Raw genomic sequence first — 26854 nt, forward strand, 5'->3', positions numbered from 1 at the left:
AACCTCCGGTTCGTACGGTCTGCGGTGGGGTGTGGACAGCCTAACCGCGACCCACGACGATCCCGAGCGTGTCGCTCGGGCGCCCGGCGTGGCCGCTCGGCGCGCCGTTCCTCAGGCCGCGCGGATGCGGTCGAGTGCGACCTGCAGGTCGTCCGGGTAGGACGCCTGGAACTCGACCCACTCCCCCGTGCGCGGGTGCGCGAAGCCGAGTCGGACCGCGTCGAGCCACTGCCGGGTCAGTCCGAGTTCCTCGGCGAGCACCGGGTCCGCGCCGTACATCGTGTCGCCGACCAGCGGGTGCCGGGTCGCCGCCATGTGCACGCGGATCTGGTGGGTGCGCCCGGTCTCCAGGTGCACTTCGAGCAGAGTCGCGGACCGGAAGGCCTCGAGCGTCGCGTAGTGGGTGACGCTCGGCTTGCCGTCGGCCGTCACCGCGAACTTCCAGTCGCTCGAGGGGTGGCGACCGATCGGGGCGTCGACGGTACCGGAGGTCGGGTCGGGGTGCCCCTGTGCGAGCGCGTGGTAGACCTTCTCGACCGTGCGCTCCTTGAACGCCCGCTTGAGGTGCGTGTAGGCCAGCTCGGTCTTCGCCACGACCATCAGGCCCGAGGTGCCGACGTCCAGTCGGTGCACGATGCCGGCACGTTCGGCCGCACCGGAGGTCGCGATCGTGAAGCCGGCGGCGGCGAGGCCTCCGGGTACGGTCGGCCCGTCCCAGCCGGGCGACGGGTGTGCGGCGACCCCGACGGGCTTGTCCACGACGACGATGTCCTCGTCGTCGTGCACGACCGTCATGCCGGGGACCTCCACCGGGATGATCCGCGGGGCTTCCTTCGGGGTCCACTCGACCTCGAGCCACGCGTCGGCGTGCAGGCGGTCGGACTTCTCTGCGACGACGCCGTCGACCCGGACACCGCCGGCGGCGACGACGTCGGCCGCGAACGAGCGGCTGAACCCGAGCAGCTTGGCGATGGCGGCGTCGACACGCTCACCGGCGAGCCCGTCCGGGACGGGCAGTTGACGCTGCTCGCTCACGTCGCGTCGTGCCCGAGGGAGCCATCGGCGGCGGGTCGGGAGGCGCGCTCCGCGTCCGTCCCGTCGGCGCCGGTCCCCGATTCGGGGGCGGCCGACCCGGGGCCGGCCGCGGCGGACTTCCCGGCGTCCGTCGCGGACGCCTCGGCCATCGCGCGCTGCTGCTTCTCCGAGACGGCACGCGTGCCGTCGAGGTTCACCCCGAGGATCACGAGCAACACGAACACGACCATGCTGACGCAGATGAACGAGTCGGCCACGTTGTAGATCGCCGGCATCATCCACGGCGTCGAGATGAAGTCGACGACGTGTCCGCGCCCGAAGCCCGGTTCACGGAACAACCGGTCGGACAGGTTGCCGAGCGCGCCGCCCAGCAGCATGCCGAGGACGATCGCCCACCACATCGACCGGATGCGCCGTGCGTAGACGACGATCGCGACGACGACCGCGGCCGAGATGAGCGAGAAGACCCAGGTCATGTTCACCGCGAAGGAGAACGCGGCACCGGGGTTCCGGACGGACAGGAACTGCAGCGCGTTGCCGAGCACCGGGACGACGACGCCCTCGGGCAACTTCGCGACGACGAGCGCCTTCGTGACCTGGTCGAGCGTCACCACCACGACAGCGGCGAAGGCCAGTGCCGCGATAGCGCGTGCACTGACCTTCGCTCGTGGGACGGGTCGGTCCAACGTCAGTTGCCGAAGCCCTGCGCCGAGGCCGGGGCCGGCGCGAAGCCGGACTGCTCGGTGCTGGCAGACGAGTCGAGCTCGGAGAGCTGGCTCTGGATGTAGCTCTTGAGCTGCGCACGGTAGTCGCGCTCGAACGTGCGGAGCTCGTCGATCTTGCCCTCGAGCTGGGTGCGCTCCTGGTCGAGCACCGCGACGCGCTGGCGGTTCTGGTTCTCGGTGTCGGCGAGGACCTGGCGCTGCTTGGCCTCGGCCTCGGACACGAGACGGGCGGCCTGGGCCTGGCCCTCGGCGATGAGTGCATCGCGCTTCTCGACGCCTTCGCGGACGTGCTCCTCGTGGAGACGACGTGCGAGCGTCAGGAGGTTCGTGGTGCCTTCGGTGTCCTCGTCCGGGTTCACCGTGGTGGCCGGAGCGGCAGCGGCGACCGGTGCGGGCTCCGGAGCGGCGGCGACCGGGGCCGGCTCGGGGGTCGGGGCCGGTGCGGGCTCGTCGGTCTTGGCGAGCGACGGCGCCGAGTCGGCCGACTCGAGGCGCTGACGGAGCTCGTCGTTCTCCTGGTTCAGGCGACGCAGCTCGGCCACGATCTCGTCGAGGAAGTCGTCGACCTCGTCCTGGTCGTAGCCCTCGCGGAACTTGGTCGGCTGGAACCGCTTGTTGACTACGTCTTCCGGCGTCAAAGCCATTGCCGTCACCTCAATAGAACTGCTGAACGTGTGGAACCGGGGGCCCTGCTGGACCGTCCGAGCTGAAGGTACCAGCCGGGGTCCCGGTGCGGATGTCCCGCCAGGGCAGGACATCGATCCCGACCACCGTACACCGAGGGCGGCTCCGAACCGTGTCGGAGGCCCGCGTGGCGCGTGTCGTGGCCGTGCCGACCGGGGTGCCCGGACGGCCGAGGGATCAGATGAAGCGGAATGCCAACGAGTTGACGACGACGCGCAGGATGATCACGACGAGCATCACGATCGTCCAGCCGAAGTCCAGGGCGACGGGTCCGAGCCGGAGCGGCGGGAGGACACGTCGCACCGCCTTGATCGGCGGGTCGGTGATCGTGTAGACGAACTCCGCCACCACGAGCAGCGCACGCTGCGGACGCCAGGAGCGGTTGAACGCCTGGACCATGTCGAGGATGAAACGCCCCCACATCACGAAGAAGTAGAGCGTGAGGAGGAAGGAGAGGATCGTGAAGATGAACACGGTTCGGCTCGCTCGTCTCATGTGACCGGGGCCGGGTGGCACCGGTCACGGGGCGGGTGGGCCTGGGTGCCGAGCGGTCGTCCGGGAGCCCGTCGGGCACCCGTACCGCGGGGGCGGCTCAGGACTGGGCGAAGAAGTTCGCCTCGATGTCGGACTCTACCTCAGCAGGCTCACCGCTCACTGCGATGTGTGCGGGCGAGAGCAGGAAGACCTTGTTCGTGACGCGCTCGATCTTGCCGTACAGGCCGAGCGACAAGCCACTGGCGAAGTCGATCATCCGGCGGGCGTCACCCTCGGTCATCTGCGAGAGGTTGATGATGACGGGGATGCCGTCACGGAAGCTCTCGGCGATGGACTGGGCGTCCTTGTACTCGCGCGGGTGGACGGTGAGGATCTCGTTCATTTCCTGGACCGGGGTCGCCTTCTGTGCGGTCGTGTGCGCGCGGCGGAGCGGAGTGACCTGCGCGCCGCGCTGGGAGGTGTGCTGGGGCTTCGCGGGCGCGGCGGCCGGAGCGGCAGCTGCGGGCGCTGCGGCGGCCGGAGCGGCAGCGGGCGCTGCGGCGGCCGGGGCCTCCTCCGGCGCTGCCGGGGCCTGCTGGCGCGCCTGCGCCGGCGCGGCCTGCTGCTCGTCCTCGTAGTCGAGTTCCTCGTCGGCGAGGCCGAGGTAGACCATCGTCTTCTTCAGCGGGTTGGCCATGGTTCCTCCGGGAGTCGTGCTCGTTGATGCCCTGCGACGAGGCTATGGGGCGGCGGGCCGATTCCCGGTGATTGCGCTCCCGATCCGCAGGTGTGTCGCGCCCTCCGCGATCGCCTCGGCGTAGTCGCCGCTCATGCCGGCGGAGATGTCGGTCGCCGCGGGCTCGAGCAGGCGCACCCGCTCGGAGATCGCACGGAGCCGGGCGAAGGCCGCGCGGGGCTCCTCGTCGAGCGGCGCGACCGCCATCACGCCCCGGAGGCGCAGGGTCCCGGTGGCCAGGACCCGCTCGGCCAGGGCGTCGACCTCGTCCGGTACGACACCGCCACGACCGGGGTTGTTCGTGAGGTTGACCTGCACGAAGCCGTCGAGCATGCGGGGCTCCGGCTCGGTCTCGGTCGGGGCGAAGGCGTCGACGACGCTCGCTCGGTCGAGGGACTGCACGACGTGCGCGTACCGGCGCGCCTGCCGAGCCTTCTTCGACTGCAGCTGCCCGACGAAGTGCCAGGTCAGGCCGAGCTCCTCGAGTTCCGCGGCCTTGGCCTGCGCCTCCTGGTGCCGGTTCTCCCCCACGTCCGTCACGCCGAGTGCGGCGAGCTGCCGGACGAGCGCGGCCGGGTGGTACTTCGTGACGACGACGAGGGTCAGCTCGTCGACGGAGCGGCCGGCGGCGCGCGCCGCGTCGGCGATGCCCTCCCGGACGGACGCGAGACGCGCCTCCAGTCCGTCGTCTGGTGACGAGGACGGGAGGCGCGTGTCGGCGACCACAGGGGTCGGTTACTTCAGGAAGTCGGGGACGTCGAGCTCGTCGTCGTCGTCGAAGGCCGGGTCGGCGGCGCGCTGCGCCGGCGGCTCGTGCTCCTGCGACGCCCACGACGGGGTCGAGTGGCCGGAGTCCTCGATGCGGTTGGACGAACCGGTGGTGACGGGCACGGTGGCGCCGGCATCCGGGTCGACGTAGCTCGAGCGACGCTCCTGGTGCTGCTGCTGCGACGGCTCGCCGCCGTCGAAGCCGGCGGCGATGACGGTGACCCGCACCTCGTCGCCGAGGGTGTCGTCGATGACCGCACCGAAGATGATGTTCGCCTCGGGGTGGACGGCCTCCTGCACCAGACGGGCCGCGTCGTTGATCTCGAAGATGCCGAGGTTCGAGCCACCCTGGATCGAGAGCAGCACGCCGTGCGCACCGTCGATCGAGGCCTCGAGCAGCGGCGACGCGACGGCGAGTTCCGCCGCCTTGATCGCACGGTCGGCGCCCCGCGAGGAGCCGATGCCCATGAGCGCCGAACCAGCACCCTGCATGACGCTCTTCACGTCGGCGAAGTCGAGGTTGATCAGGCCCGGGGTCGTGATGAGGTCCGTGATGCCCTGGACACCGGCGAGGAGCACCTGGTCGGCCGTGGCGAAGGCCTCGACCATGGAGATGCCGCGGTCGGAGATCTCGAGCAGGCGGTCGTTCGGCACGACGATGAGCGTGTCGACCTCGTCCTTGAGGCTCGCGACGCCGTTCTCGGCCTGCGACTGGCGGCGCTTGCCCTCGAAGCCGAAGGGCTTCGTGACGACACCGATGGTCAGGGCGCCGATCGACTTCGCGATGCGTGCGACGACCGGGGCGCCACCGGTTCCGGTGCCACCACCTTCACCGGCGGTGACGAAGACCATGTCGGCCCCAGCGAGGGCTTCCTCGATCTCCTCGGCGTGGTCCTCGGCGGCGCGGCGACCCACCTCGGGGTCGGCACCGGCTCCGAGGCCGCGGGTGATCTCGCGACCCACGTCGAGCTTGACGTCGGCGTCGCTGAGCAGCAGCGCCTGTGCGTCGGTGTTGATGGCGATGAACTCGACCCCGCGGAGTCCGAGCTCGATCATGCGGTTGACGGCGTTGACACCGCCGCCGCCGACACCGACCACCTTGATGACGGCGAGGTAGTTGTGGTTCGTGGTCACGTCTGTCCGGCCTCCGGTCAGAACCCTCAACCTTTGCTTGAAGTTCAGAGTTCTAGCTGCTACGAATGGTGCTGGCCCCGACGCTACGGGTGCCGTCCTGCTGCTGACGACCCGCCACGCCGCGTGTCGCCGATCGCGGCGCAGAACCCGTGGGCGTCACATCCGCTCGGCGCGGTCAGCCCTGCGGTCGGATGATGCCGTTGTCCGGAGCGGACACGTCGTACTCGACCTTCGAGCCCTTGTCACGTGCCGCGTGGTCCTTCACCAGAGCCGCCAACAGCGTCGCCTTCGCCGCGGACTCGTCCGGACTCCCCCACACCACGCTCGACCCGTCGCTCATGGTCAGGGTCACGTCGTCCGAGGTCGAGGCCGCGATGCCCGACACCTGGTCGCGCACACTGGTCGGCATCGCCAGCACGACCTCGGTCATGGTCCGGAACACCGTGCTGCCGAGCTTCGCCCGACCGATGTCCGCCACCGGCATGCCGCTCGGCCGCTTCGTCATCGACTGCACGACGATGCCGGCCGGGTCGACGAGGTCGAACGACTTCCCCGACTTCACCGCGACGACCGGCGTCCGTTCGGTGACGGTGACGACCAGGGTGTGCGGCGGCTCCTCTTCCGTGACGTAGCTCTCGATCAGCGGGAAGCCGGCGATCTGCTGCTTCACCTCGCCCAGGTCGATCCGGGCCAGGGGCGTGCCGATCTGCCCCGACAGCGCCGCCCGGACCTCGGCCGCGTCGACGCGGTCGGTGCCCTTCACCTCGATGGTCTGCAGCGCCATCAGCGGCGAGAACACCGCGACCAGGATCGACACCACGAGCACGACGACGACACCGCCCGCCGTGATCCACGCTGCACGACGGTGCCGGGAACGTCGGGTGAACCGACGGACCTCGGCACGCTCCAGCAGACGGCGGCGCTTGCGGGCGATGCGCGCCTCGCGGGCGGTCTCGGCCGCGCGGACGCGGGCGCCGATCGGGGTCTCGTGCGGCACGTGGGTGGACACGGCGTCGTCGGTCACGGCCGTGCGCGCGGTGCCGTCCGGACGGGAGGCCCGTCCCGGCTCCGTCACGTCGACATCCGTCACGTCGTCGCGCGTCGTGACGGCTCCGGTCAACCGCCGGTCCAGCGGCACCGGGGCGGTCAGGCGCTCGTCGGTGCCGCGGACGCCCGGCGTGCGGTCGTCCTCCGTGAGGTCGACGTCCCGCAGTGCGGGCAGGAGGGCGTCGAGCGGGTCGACGTCCGGCTCCGGGGTGGACGCGACCACGTCACGGTGCGCCGACGTGCGCGAGGCACGCCGGGCCTCCCGGGCGCCGCTCAGTGCGGAACGGAAGCCGCCGCTCCGAGCCGGCCGACTGGACCGCGCCGCGCCGCCGGGAACGTCCGTCCCGGCGGACCGCTCGTCGGCACCGGCCCGGTCGTCGAACCCCTCCGGGCGCTTCACCGGCCTGCGGCTCCGGCGTCGTCCGTCTGCAGGGCCGTGAGGACCTGCGGGATGATCCGGTACACGTCGCCGCAGCTCAGGGTCATGATGATGTCGCCGTCGCGGGCGACGGCAGCCGCACGCGCCGAGGCCTCGGCCCAGTCGGGCAGGTAGTCGACCCGCTCCTGGTCGGCGAAGCGCTCCTGCACCAGGGCGCCGGTGACACCGGGTTCCGGGTCCTCCCGGGCGCCGTAGACGTCGAGCACGACCGTGTGGTCCGCCAGCTCCTCGTAGACCTTCGCGAAGTCGCCCGCCATCAGCCGCGTCCGCGAGTACAGGTGCGGCTGGTGGATCGCGATGATGCGCCCCGCGCCGACGACGTCGCGGGCCGCGTGCAGCGCCGCGGCGACCTCGGTCGGGTGGTGCGCGTAGTCGTCGTACACCGAGACGCCCCGCTCGACACCGTGCAGCTCGAAGCGCCGCTCGGTCCCACCGAACGCCTCGATGCCGCGGACCGCGTCGGCCGGCTCGACGCCCAGCCCGACGAGCACCGCGAAGGCACCCACCGCGTTGACGGCGTTGTGACGGCCCGGCACGCGCAGGGCGATGTGGTGCGACGCGCCGTCCCAGCGCAGGTCGACCGTGACCCCGGCGCCCTCGGTGACACGCTCGATGCGGACGTCGGCGCCCTCGGCCTCGCCGAAGGTGACGATCTCCGGCGCGTCCGGGCGGGCACGGATGCCCTCGGTGACCCGGAGGGCACCGGCGTCGTCGCTCGAGACGACGATGCGCTCCCGGGCCTTCGCGGCGAACTCGACGAACGCGTCGATGAAGGCCTGCTCGCTGCCGTAGTGGTCCAGGTGGTCCGGGTCGACGTTCGTGATGAGCGCGATCGCCACGTCGTAGAGCAGGAAGGAGCCGTCGGACTCGTCCGCCTCGACGACGAACAGGTCGCTGCTGCCCGGTGCCGAACTCGTGCCCAGGGACTGGATGACGCCGCCGTTGACGAAGCTCGGGTCGAGGCCCAGCTCGACCAGGGCGGTGACGATCATGCCCGTCGAGGTGGTCTTGCCGTGCGCGCCCGCGACCGCCACCAGGCGGTGCTCGGAGATCAGTGCGGCCAGGGCCTGCGACCGGTGCAGCACCGGCAGTCCGCGGCGCTGCGCCTCGAGGAGTTCGGGGTTGTCCGGCCACAGCGCGCTCGTGACGACGATCGTGTCCGCGTCGCCGACGTTGGCGGCGTCGTGCCCGATCCGGACCTCCGCGCCGAGCTCGCGCATCCGGCCGGTCGTCGCGGTCTCGCGGGAGTCGCTGCCCGTGACGTGGTGGCCAGCGGCCAGGAACATCCGCGCGATGCCGCTCATGCCGGACCCGCCGATGCCGACGAAGTGCACCGTGCCCAGGTCGTCGGGGATCGGCTGGGTGAGGTCCGGCTTGATGGTCATGGTTCCTCCGTGCTGCTGGTGGAGCGGGTGCTGCTGGTGTCGCTGCCGGTGCTGGTGTCGCTGCTGGTGCCGGTGTCGCTGCTGGTGCTGCTGCTGCGGCGCTTGCTCGTGCGCGCCGCGCTGAGCACGAGCTCGGTCATCCGGTCGGCGCCGTCGCGGTGTCCGACGCTGCCGGACCGGACGGCCATGTCCGCGATGCCGGCACGGTCCTCCAGGATCGTCAGCAGCTGCAACGTGATCCACTCCGGCGTGAATTCCTGGTCCGCGACGAGCACCGCTCCCCCGGCGGCGACCACGTCGCGGGCGTTGTGCCGCTGCTCGCCGTTGCCGACCGGGTACGGCACCAGGACGCTCGGCAGACCGACGGCGGTGAGCTCGCAGACCATGCCGGCGCCGGAGCGCGAGACGACGAAGTCCGCCGCCGAGTACGCCAGGTCCATCCGGTCGCAGTACGGCAGCACGTGGTACCCGTCCAGGTCGCTCGGGCCGATGTCCGACGCGGCGCCGACGACGTGCAGGATCTGCCACCCGGCCCCGAGGATCGTCGCCGCGGCCTGGTTGACGGTGCGGTTGATGCTCCGTGCGCCCGACGAACCACCGGTGACGAGCAGCACCGGACGCTCCGGGTCGAGGCCGAACTCGGCGAAGCCCGCCGCGCGCTCGGCCCGACGGTCCAGCCGCTCGATCTCACGGCGCAGGGGCATCCCGACGACGCGGGAGTGCGGCAGTTTGGTGTTCGAGAACGTCACGCCGACGTGGCGGGTCAGGACGGCGGCCATCCGGTTCGCCAGGCCCGGCTTCGCGTTCTGCTCGTGCACGACGATCGGCGTGCCGGTGCGCTTCGCCGCGATGTAGGCCGGCGCGGCCGCGTAGCCGCCGACGCCCAGGACGACGGCGATCTCGCGCTCGCGGATGATCTGCTCGGTGCGTCGGACGGCCGACCAGAAGGCACCGGGGAACCGCAGGGCCGCACCGTTGACCTTGCGCGGGAACGGCAGGCGCGGGATCGTCACGAGTTCGTAGCCGCGCATCGGGACGAGCCGGGACTCCAGCCCTTCGGCCGTGCCGAGGACCAGGACCTCGTCCTCCGGCGACCGCTGGGTCAGCCGGTCGGCGACCGCGAGCAGGGGGTTCACGTGGCCGGCGGTCCCGCCGCCGGCGAAGAGGAAGCGGCTCACCGCAGGGCTCCGTTCCGTGTCCCGGGTTCCGGAACCGTGGTGGCGCGTGCCCTGCTGCCGGAGCGGCTCGGCAGGTCACGGGCGAAGGACAGCACGACGCCGATGGCGACGAGCGTCATGATGAGCGCCGATCCACCGGCCGAGATGAGTGGGAGAGGCACTCCGAGCACCGGCAGGAGCCCGAGGACGACCGCGATGTTGACGAGCGCCTGCCCGATCACCCAGGCGAGCACGCCGCCGGTGACGGTGCGGACGAAGGGGTCCGGCGACAGGCGGATGACCCGGATCATGCCGATGGCCAGGACGACGAACAGGGCGAGCACGACGACCGCGCCGATGAGCCCCAGCTCTTCACCGACGATCGCGAAGATGTAGTCGTTGTCCGCCTCGGGCAGCCACGACCACTTCAGCTTCGAGTTGCCGAGGCCGACCCCGAACACACCGCCGGACGCCAGCGCCCACATGCCGTGCACGGGCTGCCAGCACAGGTCCTGCGCCTGGTTCGAGTCGGTGCAGCCGGAGAGCCACGCGCTGATGCGGGACTGCCGCGAGCTGGAGGCCATGGTGACGACCGGCAGCATGACCGCGATCGCCGCGACGCCGACCGCCAGGTGCCGCAGACGGACGCCGCCGACGAACAGGCTGCCGAAGACCAGGATCATCATGATCATCGCGGTGCCCTGGTCGCCACCGACCAGGACGAGGCCGATCGACACGGCGGTCGCGAGTCCGACTGGGATGAAGACCTCACGCCAGTCGTGCAGCTTCTCGCGCTTCCGGAACAGCACCGCGCCGATGCCGAGCACGAGCGCGAGCTTGAGGATCTCGGACGGCTGCGCGGTGAACCCGCCGATGCCGATCCAGTTCCGGTTGCCCTGCACCGAGATGCCGATCGGGCTGAACACCAGCAGCTGCAGGACGAGCCCCGCGCCGAGGATCCGCATCGCCCAGCGGCGCCAGAACTCGGCGGAGAGGCGACTGACCACGAGCATCAGCGGAACACCGATCAGCGCGTACAGGCCCTGCTTGGCGAAGGCACCGAAGAAGCCGTGCTTGTAGCGGTACTCCTCGACGCTCGACGACGACAGGACCATCACGACACCGAAGACGACGAGGAAGAGCGTGACGCCGAGGATCGTGTAGAACGTCGTGGACTCGGCCACGAAGACGTTCTTGACGGCCACGACCGCGCCGTTCGAGCGGCGGCGGGCACCGTCGACGCCGGAGCCCACGCGGGCGCTGGCCGCGGCTCCCGCTGCGCCGGCACGTGCCCGGGCGCTACGCCCGTTCGCCGGCAGATCCGTCGGTGTCGCCATCGGCGTCGCCTCCCAGGTGCTCGTGGACCGCTGCCGCGAAACGTTCGCCCCGGTCGGCGTAGGAACCGAACTGGTCGAAGGACGCGGCGGCCGGGGCGAGGAGGACCGTGTCGCCCGGTCTCGCGACCGATGCGGCATGCCGGACCGCCTCGGGCATGACCTGCTCAGTGTCCAGCGCTTCCACCTGCAGGACCGGGACCGCAGGCGCGTGTCGTGCGAATGCCTCCAGGACGGGGGTCCGGTCGGTGCCGATCACGACGACGCCACGGACCCCGGGCCCGAAGCGCTCGACCAGGCCGTCGATGTCGACGCCCTTGAAGAGCCCGCCGACGATCCACACCACGGACTCGAAGGCGGACAGCGAGGCGGTCGCCGCGTGCGGGTTCGTCGCCTTCGAGTCGTCGACCCAGGCGATGCCGTCGGCGCTGGCGACCGCCTCGGTGCGGTGGTGGTCGGAACGGAACGCCTGCACCGCCGAGCGGATCGCGCTGGGCGGGACCGAGCCGGCGCGGGCGAGCGCCGCCGCGGCCAGCACGTTGGCGGTCATGTGCGGGCTGTCGAGCCCGGCCGTCTCGAGGTCCGCGACGGTGGCGAGCTCGAGCGCGCTGTTGCGGCGGTCCTCGGTGAAGGCGCGGTCGCAGAGCACGTCCTCGACGAGCCCGACGTCGCCGGGAGCGGGCAGGCCGAGCGAGAAGCCGACTGCGCGGCAGCCCTCGACGACGTCGGCCTCCTCCACCATGCGCCGGGTGGCGTCGTCGGCCGTGTTGTAGACGCAGGCCAGCACGGTGCGCTCGTAGACCTTGGCCTTCGCGGCGCGGTAGGCCTCGGCGGAACCGTGCCACTCCAGGTGGTCGTCGGCGATGTTGAGGCAGGCCGAGGCGAGCGGCACGACGGCACCCGGGCCCTCGGTCGCCATCGAGTGCAACTGGTGGCTGGAGAGCTCGACGACCAGGACGTCGAAGCCCTCCGGGTCGCGGACCACGTCGAGCACCGGCACGCCGATGTTGCCGCACGCCACGGCACGCAGCCCGGTCGCGGCGTACATCGCGGTGGTCAGCTGCGTGGTCGTGGTCTTGCCGTTCGTGCCGGTGATCGTCACCCAGGGCGCGGCGACCGGGCCCTTCACGACCTTGTCGCGGACCCGCCAGGCGAGTTCGATGTCGCCCCACACCGGACCGTGTTCGTGTGCCCAGACGACGGTCGCGTTGTGCGGCGGGAGGCCCGGGGACACGACGACCAGGTCGGGTGCCTGCTCGACGAGCGCGGCGGGCACGGTGTCGAGCGGCGTCTGCACGAAGCGGGCACCGATCACGTCGAGCAGTTCCACGCTGTCGGCCGGGGCGTCGGTCGAGTACACGACGACGTCGCTGCCGAGCTCGGCGAGGGTGTCCGCCACCGAGAACCCGGTGGCGCCGAGGCCGAGCACGGCGACCCGCAGCCCCTTCCAGCCCTCGGAGTACCAGCTGTCGAGACCGTTCAGGCGTTCGCTCATTGGACTCGTGCGATCCATTCCAGGTAGAACAGCCCGACCCCGGCCGCGACGCAGAGCCCCGCGATGATCCAGAACCGGACGACGACGGTCACCTCGGCCCAGCCCTTGAGCTCGAAGTGGTGGTGCAGGGGGCTCATCCGGAAGATGCGCTTGCCGTGCGTGATCTTGAAGTACGCCCGCTGCAGGATGACCGAACCGGTGACGATGAAGAACAGGCCACCGATCAGGACGAGCAGCAGCTCGGTGCGGCTGAGGATCGCGAGACCAGCCAGGGCACCGCCGAGCCCGAGGGACCCGGTGTCGCCGAGGAAGATCTGCGCCGGCGATGTGTTGTACCAGAGGAAGCCGATCAGCCCACCGCAGACCGCGGCCGCGACGACGGCCAGGTCGAGCGGGTCGGTGACGGTGTAGCAGGCGTGCTTCGTGGTCTCGTCGATCCGGACGCCACCGCAGATCTGGTTCGACTGCCAGAACCCGATGATGACGTAGGAGCCGATCGCCAGGATGCTCGACCCGGTGGCCAGGCCGTCGAGTCCGTCGGCGACGTTGACGCCGTTCGACGTCGAGACCGTGAGCAGCACGATCCACGCCAGGAACAGGATCGTCCCGATGACGGTGCCGAGCGCCATGAAGTCGAGCCACGGGATGTCCCGGATCGCCGAGATCATCGTGGACGCCGGGGGCTTGCCACTGCCGGCGGGGACGACGAGGGCGATGGTCGCGAAGACCACGCCGACGATGACCTGCCCGAGCACCTTCGCCCAGCCGCCGAGCCCGAGGCTCCGCTGGCGTCGGACCTTGAGGAAGTCGTCGACGAACCCGACGACGCCGAGCCCGACCATGAGGAACAGGACGAGCAGCCCGGACAGCGTGAGCGGGTCACGGCCGACCAGGTGTCCCACGAAGTACCCGAGGACCGCACCGAGGATCAGGACGATGCCGCCCATGGTGGCGGTGCCGCGCTTGGTGTGGTGCGACTGCGGCCCGTCGTCACGGATGAACTGGCCCCACCCGAGTCGGTGGAACAGCTTGATGAACAGCGGCGTGAGCAGCAGTGTGAACACCAGCGACACAGCGCCGGCGACGAGGAGCGCGATCATTCGGGGACACCTCCGAGGCGGTCGCCGAGGAACCGCAGCCCGGCCGACTTCGAGGACTTGACCAGGACGACGTCACCCGGACGCACGAGTTCCTGGAGGGCACGGACGGCGTCGTCGACGTCCTCGATGAACACGGACTCGCCGTCCCACGATCCCTCGAGGGTGGCGGCCTGGTGGATGGGCATGGCACCGCGGCCGACGACCACGAGCTGACCGATGTTCAGGCGGACGACGAGCCGACCGATGGTGTCGTGCTCCTCCACCGAGAACTCGCCGAGCTCGGCCATCTCGCCGAGGACGGCGACGGTGCGCTCCCCCGGGCGGACGACCTGCGCGAGCGTCCGCAGTGCGGCGGCGGTCGAGTCGGGCGAGGCGTTGTACGCGTCGTTGATGACGGTGACGCCGTCCGGGCCCTGCAGCAACTCCATGCGCCAGCGCTCGGCGCGCGTCATCGACGCGAGCGCCTCGGCGCCGTCGGCGAGCGGCACACCCCAGAGGTGCGCCACCGTCAGGGCCGCGGCTGCGTTCATGGCGTGGTGCTCGCCGAGGATGGCGAGGCGGACGTCGACGGTCTCGAGGACGTCGGACGGGCCTCCCGTCACGTCGTCGGGTGCCGGAGCGGTCTCGCCGACGGGAGGCGCGGTGAGCGTGAAGCGGGTGCCCTCGCGGTCCGTGGTGACCCCGCTGATGCGGTAGTCCGCCCCGGCGGACGTGCCGAAGCCGACCACGCGGGCGTCGGTGCGCTCGCGCATCCGCGCGACGCGGTCGTCGTCGACGTTGAGGAGGGCGGTCGCGGTGGCCGGCAGGTCGGTGACCATCTCGGACTTCGCGCGCTCGGTGGCGTCGATCCCGCCGAACTCGCCGGCGTGGGCGAGCCCGACCTTGAGCACGACGCCGACGTCCGGCTCGGCGATGCGGACGAGCTTCGCGATGTGGCCGATGCCGCTCGCGCCCATCTCGACGACGAGGAAGCGGGTGTCGGCCGTGATCCGGAGCATCGAGACCGGGGCGCCGACGTGGTTGTTGAACGAGCCCTCGGGCGCCACGGTCTCGCCGGCGCGGGACAGGATCGTCCGGAGCATGTTCTTCGTGCTCGTCTTGCCGTTCGAGCCGGTGATGCCGACCACGCGGAGGGACCCGGCGGCACGGACGCGTGCGACGACCTCGTGCGCGAGGGCGGCCAGCGCGGCGTACCCGTCCGCGACGACGATCTGGGCGGTGGCGGAGTCCTCCGGCAGGTCGACGGCACGCTCGGTGACGACCAGGGCGGCGCCGGCGGTTGCGGCGGACGGCACGAAGCGGTGTCCGTCGGTCTCCTCGCCGAGCAGGGCGAAGAAGACGCTGCCGGGGCCGACGAGCCGCGAGTCGGTCTCCACGGGACCGTCGACGGTCGTGTCGGCGGCACCGCGGACGAGCTCGCCGTCGACCGCGGTGGCGATCTCGGCGAGGGTCAGGGCGATCATCGGGCGTCCTCCGCCGGGCCGGTGTTCGGTTCCCAGCCGGCCTCGCGGAGCGCAGCACGGGCCTCGTCGCGGGCCGAGTACGGCGTCCGGACGCCCTGGATGTCGCGGTAGTCCTGGTGGCCGGGGCCGGCCCAGAGGATCGAGTCCCCCTCGCCGACCAGGGCCACGGCGGCGCGGATGGCGGCCTCGGGCGGGCTCACCTCGTGGATCTCGTGCTCCGGGAACGCGGCACGGGCGGCGTCGACCAGGGTCTTCCGGATCGACGCGGCGTCCTCGAAGCGCGGGTGGTGGTCGGTGACGACCAGGATGTCGGAGCCCTCGGCCGCGACCCGGGCCATGTCCGCCCGCTTCGTCGTGTCGCGGTCGCCGTCGGCGCCGAACAGCATGACGACCTTGCCGGGCGTGAACTGGCGCACCGCGGCGAGGGTGTTGAGGAAGGCGTCGGGGCTGTGACCGAAGTCGACGTAGACGCTCGGGCCGGCGTGGCCGGAGACGCGCTCGGTGCGGCCGGGCAGGTAGCACTCGATGGCGCTGACGACGGTGCCGTCGCGCTCGTCGGCGTAGGTGCGGTGGTTCGTCTCGAGCGCGTGCGAGATCGCGCCGAGCTCGAACCCGCCCTCGACGAGCATGACGATGGCGAGGGCGGCGTTCGCGGCCATGTGCCAGCCGATCAGCGGGACGCGGGTGGTGAGCTCGCGGCCCTCCGGTCCGGTCAGGCGGAACTCGGTGTACGCGGCGTGCGCCTCGAGGATGTCGACGTGCCACTCGGCCTCGACCTCGGGGTGCACCGTGATGGTCGTCACCGGGATCCGGGAGTCCTGGACGACGCGGTGGCCCCAGTCGGTGTCGAGCGAGACGACACCACGACGACCGTGCTCCGGCTGGAACAGCGGCAGCTTCGCCTGGAAGTACTCCTCCATGTCGGCGTAGTCGTCGAGGTGGTCGTGGCTGAGGTTCGTGAACGCGACGACGTCGAAGACGATGCCGTCGACGCGGTGCCGGCTGAGGGCCTGGGCGCTGACCTCGACGGCGACGGCGCGGACCTCGCTCTCGCGCATCCGGGCGAGGAGCGCGTGCATCTCGCTGGCCTCGGGCGTGGTGAGTCGGCTGGTGACGCTGAGCGAGCCGATGTGCCGCTCGGCGGTCGAGCTCAGACCGGTGACCAGGCCGAGCTGCTTGAGGATGCCCTCGAGGATGTACGAGGTGCTCGTCTTGCCGTTCGTGCCGGTGACGGCGAAGAGCTGCGGCAGCTCGGCCTCGTCCGGGTTGGTGCGGTAGACCCACGCGGAGACGTCCCCGAGCGCTGCCCGCGGGCTGTCGACGACCAGGACCGGCAGGCCGGACCGCTCGGCGACGGCCACACCGTCGGCATCGGTCAGGACGGCGACGGCACCGCGCTCGGCGGCGTCGGCGGCGAACTCGGCGCCGTGGCGGTTCGCGCCGTGGACGCCGACGAACAGGTCACCGGGCTGCACCTCGGCGGCGCTCAGGGTGACGCCGGTCGTCTCGACGCCGTCGAGCGAGCCGACGACCCGGAGCCCGAAGGCGTTCGCGAGTTCGGCGACCGGCCGCGGGGTCGGGTGTTCGGGCCGGAGGACCGGGGGGATCCGTGCTGACAAGTGCTCCTTCTTCCTCTCCACGTGGACGGGTCGTCCTACCAGGTCGACGGGTAGGTCCGCGCCTGTGTCGTGGAGGGGGCGACTCGGTACTTCTCGAGCACCTGGGACATGAGTGTGCGGAACGCCGGAGCCGCTCCGCTCGACCACTTGGTGGTCTGCGGCTTCGTGAACGTCACCGTGACAACATACTGGGGGTCTTCGGCGGGTGCCATTCCGGCCACCGAGATGATACGGTCCGCGCCGTAGCCCTTGGCGCCGTCGGCGACCTCGGCCGTTCCGGTCTTCGCGGCGATGTTGTAGCCCGAGATCGGCTTCATGCCGACCAGGGTCCCGCCGGTCACCACGCTCTGCAGCATGTCGACCGTCTGGGTGGCCGCTGCGGCCGACACGACGCGCTTGCTCTGCACGTCGGGCGCGTCGATCGTCTTGCCGTCCTCGGTCTGGCAGCCCTTCACCATGTGCAGCGGGATCCGGACGCCCTGGTTCGCGAGCGTCTGGTAGATGCTCGAGACCTGCATGGCCGTCGTCGAGATGCCCTGGCCGAACATCGAGTTGATGTCGGTCTGCTTGTCCCACTGGGGGCTCGCGCCGTAGTTCATCGTCGGCTGGCCCGGGTAGTCGATCGCGGACTCGGGCTCGAACAGGCCGAACTCGCGCATCACGTCGTACCGCTGCTGGGTCGTCAGCTTGGAACCGAGCTCGGTGATGCCGACGTTCGAGGAGTCCCGGAGGATGCCGGTGAGCGTCAGGTTCTCGGTCGGGTGCAACTCGGAGTCGTGGATCGTCCCGCCCCAGGGGAAGGTGCGCGAGTACGGCACGACCGCCTGGGTCGTCGGGCTCGCCAGGCCCTTGTCGATGAGGGCGGCGGCGATCGCGGCCTTGATCGTCGAACCGGGCTCGTAGGCGGCGGTCAGGGCGCGGGAACCGTAGGCCCCGGGGTCCTTCGTCGCGTCGACGTCGTTCGGGTCCACCGTCGGGTAGTCCGCGACGGCCAGGACCTCGCCGGTCTTGGCGTTCACCACGGTGGCGGTGGCGGACTCGGCCTTGAGCTGCTGGGCGGCGTCCGCGATGTCCTGCGACGCCATGTACTGCAGGTCGCTGTCGATCGTGGTGACGAGCGTCCCGCCGTCCTTCGCGCGCTTCTGCGTCACGGTGCTGCCCGGCAGCTGCACGCCGTCCTCACCGCGCTCGTAGGTCTCGGAGCCGTTCGTGCCGGCGAGGCACTTCTGGTACGCCAGCTCGAGGCCGGCCTGGGCACCGTCGGTCCCCATGAAGCCCGTCACGTTGCCGGTGGCCGCGCCGGTCGGGTAGGACCGGGCAGCCTGCTGCTCCGGGTAGAGCCACGGCACCTGCAGGGCACGGACGGCCTCGTAGTGCGCGACGTCGATGCCCTTGACCAGGTACGCGAAGTCGGACTTCGGGTCGGCCGCGATGTTCTTCTGCATGGTGGCGACGTCGCCGCCGGAGGCCTTCGCGATCGCGCTGAGGGCCTGGTCGACCGAGACGTCCTTGACGCGGGTGCCGCCGAGCTTGCCCTCGAACGACTTCACCAGGCGCGGCGAGGTCGTGATGTTGTAGCGGACCACGCTCTCGGCCAGCGCGGTACCGTCACGGTCGACGATCGTCCCGCGCGTGCCGTAGAGCGTGACCGGGATGCTGCGCTTCGACTCGGCGGCCTGCGACAGCTCGTCGGCCTGCACGACCTGGATGTCGACCAGCCGGACCACGAACACCGCGACGAGCGCGATCACGGCGATCATCACGACGCTGTAGCGCAGTCGTCGGTTGCGGAGCGTCTTCGTCACGAGCGGCCTTCCCGGGGTGGTGCTGAGCCCTCGGTCACCGGGTCGTGGGTGCCTGGAGCTGGTTCGCGTCGGACTCTACGGAGGACTTCGCCGAAGGCTGGTCCGACGCGCTGGACGCTCCGGCCTTCTCAGTGTCGGCCGCGGCGGCCGGAGCGGCAGCCGGAGCAGCAGCAGCTGGCGAAGCAGCAGGAGCCGCGGCAGCGGCGGCCGGAGCGGCAGCGCTGTTCTCCTTGCTCGTCGCGGTGTCGCCGGGGCGCGCCGCGAGCGGGACGTCGCCGAGCAGGGAGTTCGGGACCTGGTTGGCGGTGTTGCCGGTCGCCTCTTCCGGCGTGGCCGGGGTCGGCGTGCCGTAGACGGTGCCGGTCTTCGGGTCGAGGTACACCGGCGTCGAGTTCGCGATCATGCCGAGCGCCTGGGCGTTACGGGCCAGGTTCTGCGGCGACTCGAGCACCTTGAGCCCCTCGGACAGGGACGCCTGGGTGCGGGTGAGCCCGGTCTGCTCGGTCTTCAGCGAGCTGAGCGTGTAGGCGCCTTGGCTGAGCGCCATGCTGATGCCGAGCTGGGCCAGCAGCAGCAGGCCGAGGGCGGCGATCGCGACGATGGCGTACGCCACCCGGGGCCGCGCACGGCGCTGCGCTTTGGTCGGGGTGACCTCGACGAGCTCCGGACGCTGGCGCTCGGGGCGGACGGAGTCGGGACGCGGCGCGCGCGACGGGGCGACGACAGGGTCGACGAGTGCGAGGTTCGTGCTCATGTCACTTCCGGATCCGCTCGGCCGCGCGCAGGCGCACGGGGGTAGCTCGGGGGTTGGCGGCGCGTTCGGCGTCGTCGGCCTGTTCGGCGCCCTTGACGACGAGCGCGAAGGTCGGCGCGTGTTCGGGGAGTTCCACCGGCAGGTCGGCCGGGGCGCTCGAGGTGGTCCGTTCGACCAGCGCCCGCTTGACGATGCGGTCCTCGAGGGACTGGTACGACTCGACGACCAGGCGGCCGCCGACCCGGATGCGGTCGAGCGCGGCCGGGATCGCCCGCTCGAGGACGCTGAGTTCGGTGTTGACCTCGATGCGGAGCGCCTGGAAGACCCGCTTGGCCGGGTGACCCTGCCGCTGGATCGCGACCGGGGTGGCGTCGTGGAGCACCTGGACCAGGTCGCCGGACATCGTGAACGGTCGCTCGGTCCGACGCTCGACGATCGCCTTCGCGTACCGGCCGGCGAGCTTCTCCTCGCCGTAGCGCTGGAAGATCCGACGGAGTTCGCGCTCGTCGTAGTCGGCGAGGACCTCGGCAGCGGTGATGCCCTGCGTCCGGTCCATCCGCATGTCGAGCGGGGCGTCCTGGCTGTAGGCGAACCCGCGCTCGGCCCGGTCCAGCTGCAGCGAGGACACACCGAGGTCGAACAGCACGCCGTCGACCGCGTCGATGCCCAGGCCGTCGAGCGCCTCGGGCAGTTCGTCGTAGACGGTGTGCACGAGGTGCACGCGGTCGCCGAAGCGGGCGAGCCGCTCCCCCGCGATGCCGAGGGCGTCGGTGTCGCGGTCGAGTCCGACGAGGGTCAGCTCCGGGAAGCGCTCGAGGAGACCGGCGGAGTGACCGCCCATGCCGAGGGTGGCGTCGACGACGACCTTGCCCGGTCCCTCGAGCGTCGGCGTGAAGAGGTCGACGATCCGCTCGAGCATGACGGGGGTGTGCGGGAACTTCTCCGGTGCTGCCATGTGCGCCCCTGGACTCCTGGGCCGTGGGTCCGGATCCCCATCCATGCGACCTGACACCGGGGAAGGTGTGTCAGGGCGGACGGCTGGGAGTCTCGATCCACGGATCAGAAGATCCCCGGGATCACCTCCTCGTCGTTCTCGGCGAAGGCCTCTTCGGTCTCCGCGTAGTAGGTCTCCCAGGCACTGGTCGACCAGATCTCGGCGCGGTCACCGCTGCCGATGACCGTCAGGTCCCGCTCGAGCCCCGCGTACTCGCGGAGGTTCTGCGGGATGGTGACGCGGTTCTGCTTGTCGGGTTGTTCGGCGCTCGCTCCGGAGAGGAACAGGCGCATGTAGTCGCGGGTGCGCTTCGACGTCATCGGCGCCTGGCGGATCCGCTCGTGGAGTTCCTCGAAGGTCCTGGCGCTGAAGACGACCACGCACCGCTCCTGGCCGCGGGTCATGACGAGACCACCGGAGAGTTCGTCCCGGAACTTGGCGGGCAGGATCACGCGACCCTTCTCGTCGAGCTTCGGGGCATGGGTACCGAGCAGCACTCGGGGCCTCCCGTCAGCTCCACCGGTCTTCGTCTCGCCCCACGCTACTCCACTTCCCTCCACTTCGCTGCTCTGTTGCCCCACTCTCAGCCTCCGGCACCCCTTCTGGGGGCACCCACGCCCCGCCGGAGGTCATCGGATCCGCGCAACCACGGCCCTCCCGCCCCGGTGGAGCGCAGTGGAGGGATCCGGGCGCGCAGAACACCGGTGTTCGTCTGTCACGCCGCGTCATGGAGCGGCGCGACCGACGAACACCGGTGTTTTCCCGCCCCGGGGCCACGCCGGGGGGCACGCCGGAGGCCGCCGGGGGCACGAAAAACGGGGCCGGCCTGGGAAGGCCGACCCCGTGGAGGGATGTGGAGGAACTAGTCCTGCTGGTTGCGCTTGTCCCAGCGCTCGTTCATCCGGTCGATGAAGGAGCCGCCGCCGGAACCGCGAGACGGGCGGGCACCGCCGCGGGCAGGTCGGGCGGAGGCACCGCGTGCCGGTCGTGCGGTCGGGGTCCGACCACCGGGCCGCAGGGCGAAGAGCACCCCGGCCAGCATGACGACGAAGCCAAGCACACCGATCAGGGGCTGCTTGATGACGAGCCCGAGGACGATCACGCCGACGCCGACGAGTCCGATCAGGACACCGATCGTGATCGCGGTGTACGTCGGACGGCCCTGGCGGCGAGTGACGCGCGCCACGAAGTCGGAGTCGTTCTGGTAGAGGCTCCGCTCCATCTCTTCGAGGAGGCGCTGCTCTTGCTCCGAGAGTGGCATCTTGGTTCCCTCTGGTTCCTGGGATCGACGCGGTGGAAGGGGTGGATCGATCTTACGACCGGACCACCCACTAAGGTAAGGACCGTGGCTGAGAGTACGCGATTAGTGGACCTCGTCTCGGCGCGGATCGATCGGGCTCTCGACGAGCAGCGCGACCGCCTCGCGGCGATCAGTCCCGACCTGGTCTCCTTCGACACGTTCGCACGAGACCTGTTGTCCGGCGGGAAGCGCTTCCGGGCGCTGTTCTGCTACTGGGGCTGGCAGTCGGTCGCGGGCCGTTCCGGCTCGTTCGACCCGCTGTCCGAAGGCGCTCGGCAGACCACGGCCGAGGCGATCGTCACCGCCGCCGCCGCGCTCGAGGTCTTCCACGCCGCCGCCCTGGTGCACGACGACATCATGGACCGCTCGGACACCCGTCGCGGGCGTCCGGCAGCGCACCGCCGTTTCGAGTCGCAGCACGCCGACTCCGGTTGGGTCGGCGACCGCGCCCTCTACGGCACCAACGCCGCGCTGCTGCTCGGCGACATGCTCCTCTCACTCAGCGACTCCCTCTTCGACGAGGCCCTGGCGCTCCTCGACCCGGTGCGCGCCCGCGTCGTCCGCCAGGAGTTCCACACCATGCGACTCGAGGTGACCGCGGGTCAGTACCTCGACATCCACGAGGAGACCGCCTGGCCGACCGTCGACGACGCCGAACAGCTCGTCCGGGCCCAGCGCGTCATCGTCTTCAAGTCCGCCAAGTACTCGGTCGAGGCGCCGCTGCTCATCGGGGCGCTCATCGCCGGTGCCAGTGCCAGCCAGCTCGACGGCCTGCGGTCGTTCGGCCTGCCCCTCGGCGTGGCGTACCAGCTGCGCGACGACATGCTCGGCGTGTTCGGTGACCCCGAGGTGACGGGCAAGCCCGCCGGTGATGACCTCCGCGAGGGCAAGCGCACCGTCCTGGTCGCCACGGCCCGCAAGTCCCTGCCGGTCGGCGCCCGCCAGCTGCTCGACGAGCTGCTCGGTGACCCGGACCTCGACGACGACCAGGTGCAGATGCTCCGGGCGACCCTCACCGACTCCGGTGCGGTCAGCGCGGTCGAGCGTTCCATCGAGCGGCACGTGCAGCGCGCGAAGGCCGCACTCGACGCGTCGCCGCTGACGCCGTCGGCGCGCGAGCAGCTCGCGTCGCTCGCGGACACGGTCAGCCGCCGGTCCGCCTGACCCAGCGCACCCCCTGACGGACGGGAGGCCCGGTACCAGCTGGTACCTGGGCCCACGCCGGCCGGTTCCGACGCGACGCGCCAGCGGCGCGGCGGCCGTGCCCGGTGGGGAGCCTCCCGTCTGTCAGGGGGTCGCGACCGCCGCGACCGGCGTCGCTAGAGCAGCGCCTGGGCCGCGCGCCGGACCTCGGCCTTGCGGTTCGCACGGAGCGCGGCGATCGGCGTCGTCCCCATCGCCTCGTCCTCGGTGAGCATCCAGCGGACGGCCTCGTCGTCGGTGAGCCCGTTGTCGCCCAGGACGATGAGGGTGCCGCGCAGCGAGGGCAGCGGCTCGGTGTCGTCGAGGAACTCGGACGGGACACGGAGGACACCGTCGACCCGTGCCGGCAGCAGGGTCCGTTCCTCGAACAGGCGGTGGACGCGGCCGGGGCTCACCCCCAGCAGGTCGACCAGGTCGGGCACGGTCAGCCAGCGTTCGGACAGGGCGTCGTCTCCGGGAAGGGCAGCACTCACAGGTCCCATCGTGCCAGAGCGCGACGGGCCTCCGCAGCACCTGCCATCCCGATGCCCTCCGCAGACCGCGGATCGCGGATCGCGGACGGCTCGCTCCAGTCACTCCAGTCACATGAGTCACAGCAGTCACGAGCACAACTTCCGGCGCTCTGGTTGACTTGGGAATCACAGCGTGTCAGCGTGTGGTCACCTGTGTGTGCCGTGTACGTGCACACACGGCCGACAGACCCACCCCGTGCCGACGACGCGCGGAGACAGGAGAACGACCGTGGACAGGGACACGACCCCCGACGAGGCAGCCCGACGCCTCCGCTCGTCGCGCTTCGCGACGATGCCGATCGTCCTCGCCGGCACGATCGCGGTGACGGCCGGCCTGACCGGACCGATCGCCCACATCGAGCAGCGTCATGACGACGACTCGAACCGTCGGCACGTCGACGAGGACCGGAACCTCGGCTCCGGCCCGGTCTTCGGCACCGCCGTCGCCCGCCAGCAGCAGCCGGTCGTCACGACGGTCGCCGCCACCCGCTCCGCGGCACCCACCACCTACACCGTCCGCCAGGGCGACACCGTCTCTGCGATCGCCAGCCGCTACGGGCTGTCCGCGCAGGAGATCCTGGTCCGCAACGGCCTCGGCTGGAACACGATCATCCACGCGGGCCAGACGCTGCGGCTCGCCTCGACCCCGGTCGGCGGTGCGGTCACGTCGAGCACCACGACCGCCAGCTACCACGTCAAGCAGGGCGACACCGTCTCCGGCATCGCGGCGAAGGTCGGCGTGTCGACCGCCGCACTGCTCACCGCCAACGAGCTCTCGCAGCGCAGCGTCATCTACCCCGGGCAGTCGCTCCGCGTGCCGGCCGGTCGGTCCAGTGCCACGAAGACGGCCACGACCGCCGGGCCCGCCGCACCGAGCGCCGCCCCCACCACGAGCGCCACCGTCCACCGTGCCGGCTCCGTGACGATCGGCAACGGCGACACGATCCTCTCCGTCGCGACGACGCACGGCGTCTCGGTGTCGTCGCTGCTCGCGGCGAACGGTCTGACCTACACGAGCACGATCTACGCCGGCAGCACCCTCGTCCTGCCCTCCAGCGGCCCGTCGCTCTCCTCCGAGCAGCGTGCCAACGCCGCGACCATCGTCCGCGTCGGTCGCTCACTCGGCGTCTCGGACCGTGGCCTCGTCATCGCGTTGGCGACCGCGATGCAGGAGTCGAACCTCCGGAACCTCGCCCACGGCGACCGCGACTCCGTCGGCCTGTTCCAGCAGCGTCCGAGCCAGGGCTGGGGCACCGCCGGTCAGCTGCGGGACACCGTGTACGCGTCCGAGCTGTTCTTCGGCGGGTCGCGGAACCCGAACCCGGGCGTCACGGCCGGCCTGCTCGACATCCCGGGCTGGTCGTCGATGAGCGTGACCGAGGCGGCGCAGGCCGTCCAGCGCTCCGCGTACCCGAAGGCCTACGCGCAGTGGGAGCAGTCCGCCCACGCCTGGCTCCGCTCGCTCTGACGTCCGCACGGGCGGACCTCCCGTCCACCACGCCGGCCAGCAGCCTGATCGGCACCGCCGGGTCATCCCTCCGGTCGAGATCGTGTAACGACCGGTGCGCCGGTGCCGGTCCTCCCCGTCCGGATTCGTAGAATGCCGCAGATGACCACGAACGCCGCCACGGACCCGATGATCGGTCGCATGATCGATCAGCGGTACCGCGTCCGCTCCCGCATCGCGCGCGGCGGCATGGCGACCGTGTACCTGGCGACCGACGTGCGCCTGGAGCGCCGGGTCGCCGTGAAGATCATGCACGGGCACCTGGCGGACGACCAGGCGTTCCGGGAGCGCTTCATCCAGGAGGCCCGCTCGGCAGCCCGGCTGTCCCACCCGAACCTGGTCGGCGTCTACGACCAGGGTGCCGAGGACGACTGCGTCTACATCGTCATGGAGTACATCCCGGGCATCACGCTCCGCGACCTGCTCCACGAGCACCGTGCGCTGACGCCCGAGCAGGCGACCGACATCCTCCGCGCGGTCCTCGCCGGCCTGGCCTCGGCGCACCGTGCCGGCATCGTGCACCGCGACCTCAAGCCCGAGAACGTCCTGCTCGCCGACGACGGCCGCATCAAGCTCGGCGACTTCGGCCTCGCGCGCGCCACCACCGCGAACACCGCCACCGGCGCGGCCCTGCTCGGCACGATCGCGTACCTCTCCCCCGAGCTCGTCACCCGCGGCGCCGCCGACTCGCGCAGCGACATCTACGCGCTCGGCATCATGCTCTACGAGATGCTCACCGGCGAGCAGCCCTACAAGGGCGAGCAGCCGATGCAGATCGCCTACCAGCACGCGAACGACACGGTCCCCGCACCGAGCGCCGCGCTGCCGGGTGTCCCGGCCGAACTCGACGACCTGGTCGCCTGGGCCACCGCACGGGACCCGCGCGACCGGCCGCTCGACGCCCGCGAGATGCTCGACCACATGGCGGGCGTGCAGCAGCGCGCGACCGGCCAGTACCGGACCGCCGTGCTGCGCCCCGAGAACGCGACCGCGATCCTCCCGTCCGGTGGCAGCGCCGGCGCCGCGGCCTTCGGGGACGACGTCGAGGACGCGAGCGAGCACGACACGACGGTCCTCGACCGACGGGGCACGCAGGAGACTCCGCCGCGTCCCCGGAACGCGCCCGGCCCTCGGAACGCGCCCGGCCCCCGCCGGACCGGCGCGGTCACTGCGACCCTGTCACCGGCCGGCCAGCGCCTGGCCGACAAGTCCGCCAAGCGACGGAAGCGCGGCTGGATCGCCCTGGTCGTCGTGCTCGTCCTGGCCCTCGTCGGAGCGGGCGTCGCCGCCTGGTACGGCCCCGGACCGGGCGGCAACGTCCGGATCCCCGCGGTCGCCGGCAAGACGGTCTCCCAGGTCCGACAGGCCCTCGCGTCCAACGGGCTGCGTGCCGCCGAGGCGACGACGAGCCGCCCCGACCTCGAGGTCGCAGCCGGCCTGGTGACCGCCACCCAGCCGCCCACCGATCGCGAAGTGCGGAAGGGCACCGCCATCCGCATCGTCGTCTCGAGCGGCCCGCGGATGATCAGCCTGCCGGCGATCGTCGGGCAGTCCGCTTCCACCGCCCGCGCGGCCCTCGACGACGACTTCGACCTGCAGGACCCGCAGTACCAGTTCTCCGCCGACGTCCCCGCCGACACGGTGATCGCCGCGACCGGCCGCAACGGCTCCGGCGCCCTCGACCTGACCACCGTCGAGCAGTACCCGGAGCGTGGCCCGGTCACGCTCACCGTCTCCCTCGGAGCGGTCCCGGACGTCACCGGCAAGTCCGTCGCCGACGCGACCAGCACGCTGCAGGGCGTCGGCCTGGTGCTCGGCAGCCAGACGCAGCAGTTCAGCGACTCGGTACCGGACGGCCAGGTCATCTCCGCCGCCCCCGCCGACGACCCCGCCGTCAAGGGCACGGCGGTCGACGTCGTCGTGTCGAAGGGGCCGGTGCCGATCACGATGCCGTCGGTCAAGGGGCAGACGATCGACGAAGCCACCTCGACCTTGAAGGCGCTCGGGCTCCAGGTCAGCTACCCGGACTGCACGAACATCCTGTGCGGCTTCTACGACTGGAAGAGCAAGCTGCCGGTCACTGCGACGGACCCAGCCGCCGGCGCCACCGTGCACAAGGGCGACACGATCGCCCTGGCCTACGACCAGTAGCGGCGCGACCGCCTGACGGACGGGAGGCCCGAC

The 26854-nt window shown here is 71.3% G+C and carries 24 protein-coding genes; 3 read left to right on the forward strand and 21 right to left on the reverse strand.

All coding sequences use genetic code 11. The features are described from left to right. Positions 1–111: 111 nt before the first annotated feature. The 20 genes from SOM35_RS14290 to SOM35_RS14385 form a co-directional block, all read right to left on the reverse strand. Entirely contained in the window at positions 112–1035 is a 924-nt protein-coding gene (locus SOM35_RS14290) for an RluA family pseudouridine synthase (protein ID WP_320515912.1), read from the reverse strand. Beyond that, the gene (gene lspA / locus SOM35_RS14295; protein WP_414648577.1) at positions 1032–1649 is read right to left on the reverse strand and encodes a signal peptidase II; all 618 of its coding nucleotides are present in this window, start codon (positions 1647–1649) and stop codon (positions 1032–1034) included. The genes SOM35_RS14290 and lspA overlap by 4 nt, the downstream gene beginning before the upstream one ends. A 74-nt stretch (positions 1650–1723) precedes the next feature. Beyond that, positions 1724–2404 (reverse strand): DivIVA domain-containing protein, encoded by a 681-nt coding sequence (locus tag SOM35_RS14300; protein WP_320515914.1) that lies wholly within the window; start codon positions 2402–2404, stop codon positions 1724–1726. Positions 2405–2621: 217 nt separating this feature from the next. Continuing rightward, positions 2622–2918 carry a YggT family protein gene (locus tag SOM35_RS14305; protein WP_258376718.1) on the reverse strand — a complete coding sequence of 99 codons (297 nt, stop codon included), beginning with the start codon at positions 2916–2918 and terminating at the stop codon, positions 2622–2624. Between the two features lie 118 nt (positions 2919–3036). After that, positions 3037–3615, reverse strand: a complete 579-nt coding sequence (locus tag SOM35_RS14310; RefSeq protein ID WP_320515915.1) for a cell division protein SepF — start codon at positions 3613–3615, stop codon at positions 3037–3039. A gap of 42 nt (positions 3616–3657) precedes the next feature. Beyond that, positions 3658–4380, reverse strand: coding sequence for a YggS family pyridoxal phosphate-dependent enzyme (locus tag SOM35_RS14315; RefSeq protein WP_320515916.1), 723 nt, complete (start codon positions 4378–4380; stop codon positions 3658–3660). A 9-nt stretch (positions 4381–4389) separates the two neighbouring features. Then, positions 4390–5556: a cell division protein FtsZ gene (gene ftsZ / locus SOM35_RS14320; protein WP_110903099.1), complete on the reverse strand. Its 1167-nt coding sequence runs from the start codon at positions 5554–5556 to the stop codon at positions 4390–4392. Between the two features lie 175 nt (positions 5557–5731). Beyond that, positions 5732–7003 (reverse strand): cell division protein FtsQ/DivIB, encoded by a 1272-nt coding sequence (locus tag SOM35_RS14325; protein WP_320515917.1) that lies wholly within the window; start codon positions 7001–7003, stop codon positions 5732–5734. Next, on the reverse strand, positions 7000–8427 hold the full coding sequence (gene murC / locus SOM35_RS14330) for a UDP-N-acetylmuramate--L-alanine ligase (protein ID WP_320515918.1): 1428 nt from the start codon (positions 8425–8427) through the stop codon (positions 7000–7002). Before murC ends, SOM35_RS14325 begins: the two co-directional genes overlap by 4 nt. Next, entirely contained in the window at positions 8424–9605 is a 1182-nt protein-coding gene (gene murG, locus SOM35_RS14335) for an undecaprenyldiphospho-muramoylpentapeptide beta-N-acetylglucosaminyltransferase (protein WP_320515919.1), read from the reverse strand. The genes murC and murG overlap by 4 nt, the downstream gene beginning before the upstream one ends. Next, on the reverse strand, positions 9602–10921 hold the full coding sequence (gene ftsW / locus SOM35_RS14340; RefSeq protein WP_221849883.1) for a putative lipid II flippase FtsW: 1320 nt from the start codon (positions 10919–10921) through the stop codon (positions 9602–9604). Before ftsW ends, murG begins: the two co-directional genes overlap by 4 nt. Next, positions 10884–12413, reverse strand: coding sequence for a UDP-N-acetylmuramoyl-L-alanine--D-glutamate ligase (gene murD / locus SOM35_RS14345; RefSeq protein WP_320515920.1), 1530 nt, complete (start codon positions 12411–12413; stop codon positions 10884–10886). The genes ftsW and murD overlap by 38 nt, the downstream gene beginning before the upstream one ends. Then, a complete protein-coding gene (mraY, locus tag SOM35_RS14350) occupies positions 12410–13513 on the reverse strand; it encodes a phospho-N-acetylmuramoyl-pentapeptide-transferase (protein WP_221849881.1) in 1104 nt (367 codons plus the stop codon). The genes murD and mraY overlap by 4 nt, the downstream gene beginning before the upstream one ends. Then, on the reverse strand, positions 13510–14976 hold the full coding sequence (locus SOM35_RS14355) for a UDP-N-acetylmuramoyl-tripeptide--D-alanyl-D-alanine ligase (RefSeq protein ID WP_320515921.1): 1467 nt from the start codon (positions 14974–14976) through the stop codon (positions 13510–13512). Before SOM35_RS14355 ends, mraY begins: the two co-directional genes overlap by 4 nt. Beyond that, positions 14973–16595 (reverse strand): Mur ligase family protein, encoded by a 1623-nt coding sequence (locus SOM35_RS14360; RefSeq protein WP_111075112.1) that lies wholly within the window; start codon positions 16593–16595, stop codon positions 14973–14975. The genes SOM35_RS14355 and SOM35_RS14360 overlap by 4 nt, the downstream gene beginning before the upstream one ends. 35 nt (positions 16596–16630) lie before the next feature. Beyond that, positions 16631–18400: a peptidoglycan D,D-transpeptidase FtsI family protein gene (locus SOM35_RS14365; RefSeq protein WP_320515922.1), complete on the reverse strand. Its 1770-nt coding sequence runs from the start codon at positions 18398–18400 to the stop codon at positions 16631–16633. Between the two features lie 34 nt (positions 18401–18434). Further along, positions 18435–19154 carry a cell division protein FtsL gene (gene ftsL, locus SOM35_RS14370; RefSeq protein ID WP_320515923.1) on the reverse strand — a complete coding sequence of 240 codons (720 nt, stop codon included), beginning with the start codon at positions 19152–19154 and terminating at the stop codon, positions 18435–18437. Between the two features lies 1 nt (position 19155). Further along, entirely contained in the window at positions 19156–20109 is a 954-nt protein-coding gene (gene rsmH / locus SOM35_RS14375; RefSeq protein WP_111075070.1) for a 16S rRNA (cytosine(1402)-N(4))-methyltransferase RsmH, read from the reverse strand. Between the two features lie 104 nt (positions 20110–20213). Then, positions 20214–20645, reverse strand: a complete 432-nt coding sequence (gene mraZ, locus SOM35_RS14380) for a division/cell wall cluster transcriptional repressor MraZ (protein WP_111075069.1) — start codon at positions 20643–20645, stop codon at positions 20214–20216. 365 nt (positions 20646–21010) lie between these two features. Further along, positions 21011–21409: a DUF3040 domain-containing protein gene (locus SOM35_RS14385; RefSeq protein ID WP_221849879.1), complete on the reverse strand. Its 399-nt coding sequence runs from the start codon at positions 21407–21409 to the stop codon at positions 21011–21013. An 84-nt stretch (positions 21410–21493) separates the two neighbouring features. Here SOM35_RS14385 and SOM35_RS14390 point away from each other — a divergent pair, with 84 nt between their 5' ends. Beyond that, positions 21494–22612, forward strand: a complete 1119-nt coding sequence (locus SOM35_RS14390; RefSeq protein WP_290157567.1) for a polyprenyl synthetase family protein — start codon at positions 21494–21496, stop codon at positions 22610–22612. A 155-nt stretch (positions 22613–22767) separates the two neighbouring features. Here SOM35_RS14390 and SOM35_RS14395 read toward each other — a convergent pair whose 3' ends face one another. Further along, complete coding sequence (locus tag SOM35_RS14395; RefSeq protein WP_374107161.1) at positions 22768–23124, reverse strand: Rv2175c family DNA-binding protein; 357 nt, start codon at positions 23122–23124, stop codon at positions 22768–22770. A 268-nt stretch (positions 23125–23392) separates the two neighbouring features. Here SOM35_RS14395 and SOM35_RS14400 point away from each other — a divergent pair, with 268 nt between their 5' ends. Both SOM35_RS14400 and pknB read left to right on the forward strand, forming a co-directional pair. Further along, the gene (locus SOM35_RS14400; RefSeq protein WP_308118873.1) at positions 23393–24631 is read left to right on the forward strand and encodes a LysM peptidoglycan-binding domain-containing protein; all 1239 of its coding nucleotides are present in this window, start codon (positions 23393–23395) and stop codon (positions 24629–24631) included. A gap of 141 nt (positions 24632–24772) precedes the next feature. Then, positions 24773–26821, forward strand: a complete 2049-nt coding sequence (pknB, locus tag SOM35_RS14405) for a Stk1 family PASTA domain-containing Ser/Thr kinase (RefSeq protein WP_320515924.1) — start codon at positions 24773–24775, stop codon at positions 26819–26821. The last annotated feature ends 33 nt before the right edge of the window (positions 26822–26854 follow it).

This window comes from Curtobacterium sp. CFBP9011 (genome assembly GCF_034045095.1).
GTDB lineage: Bacteria > Actinomycetota > Actinomycetes > Actinomycetales > Microbacteriaceae > Curtobacterium.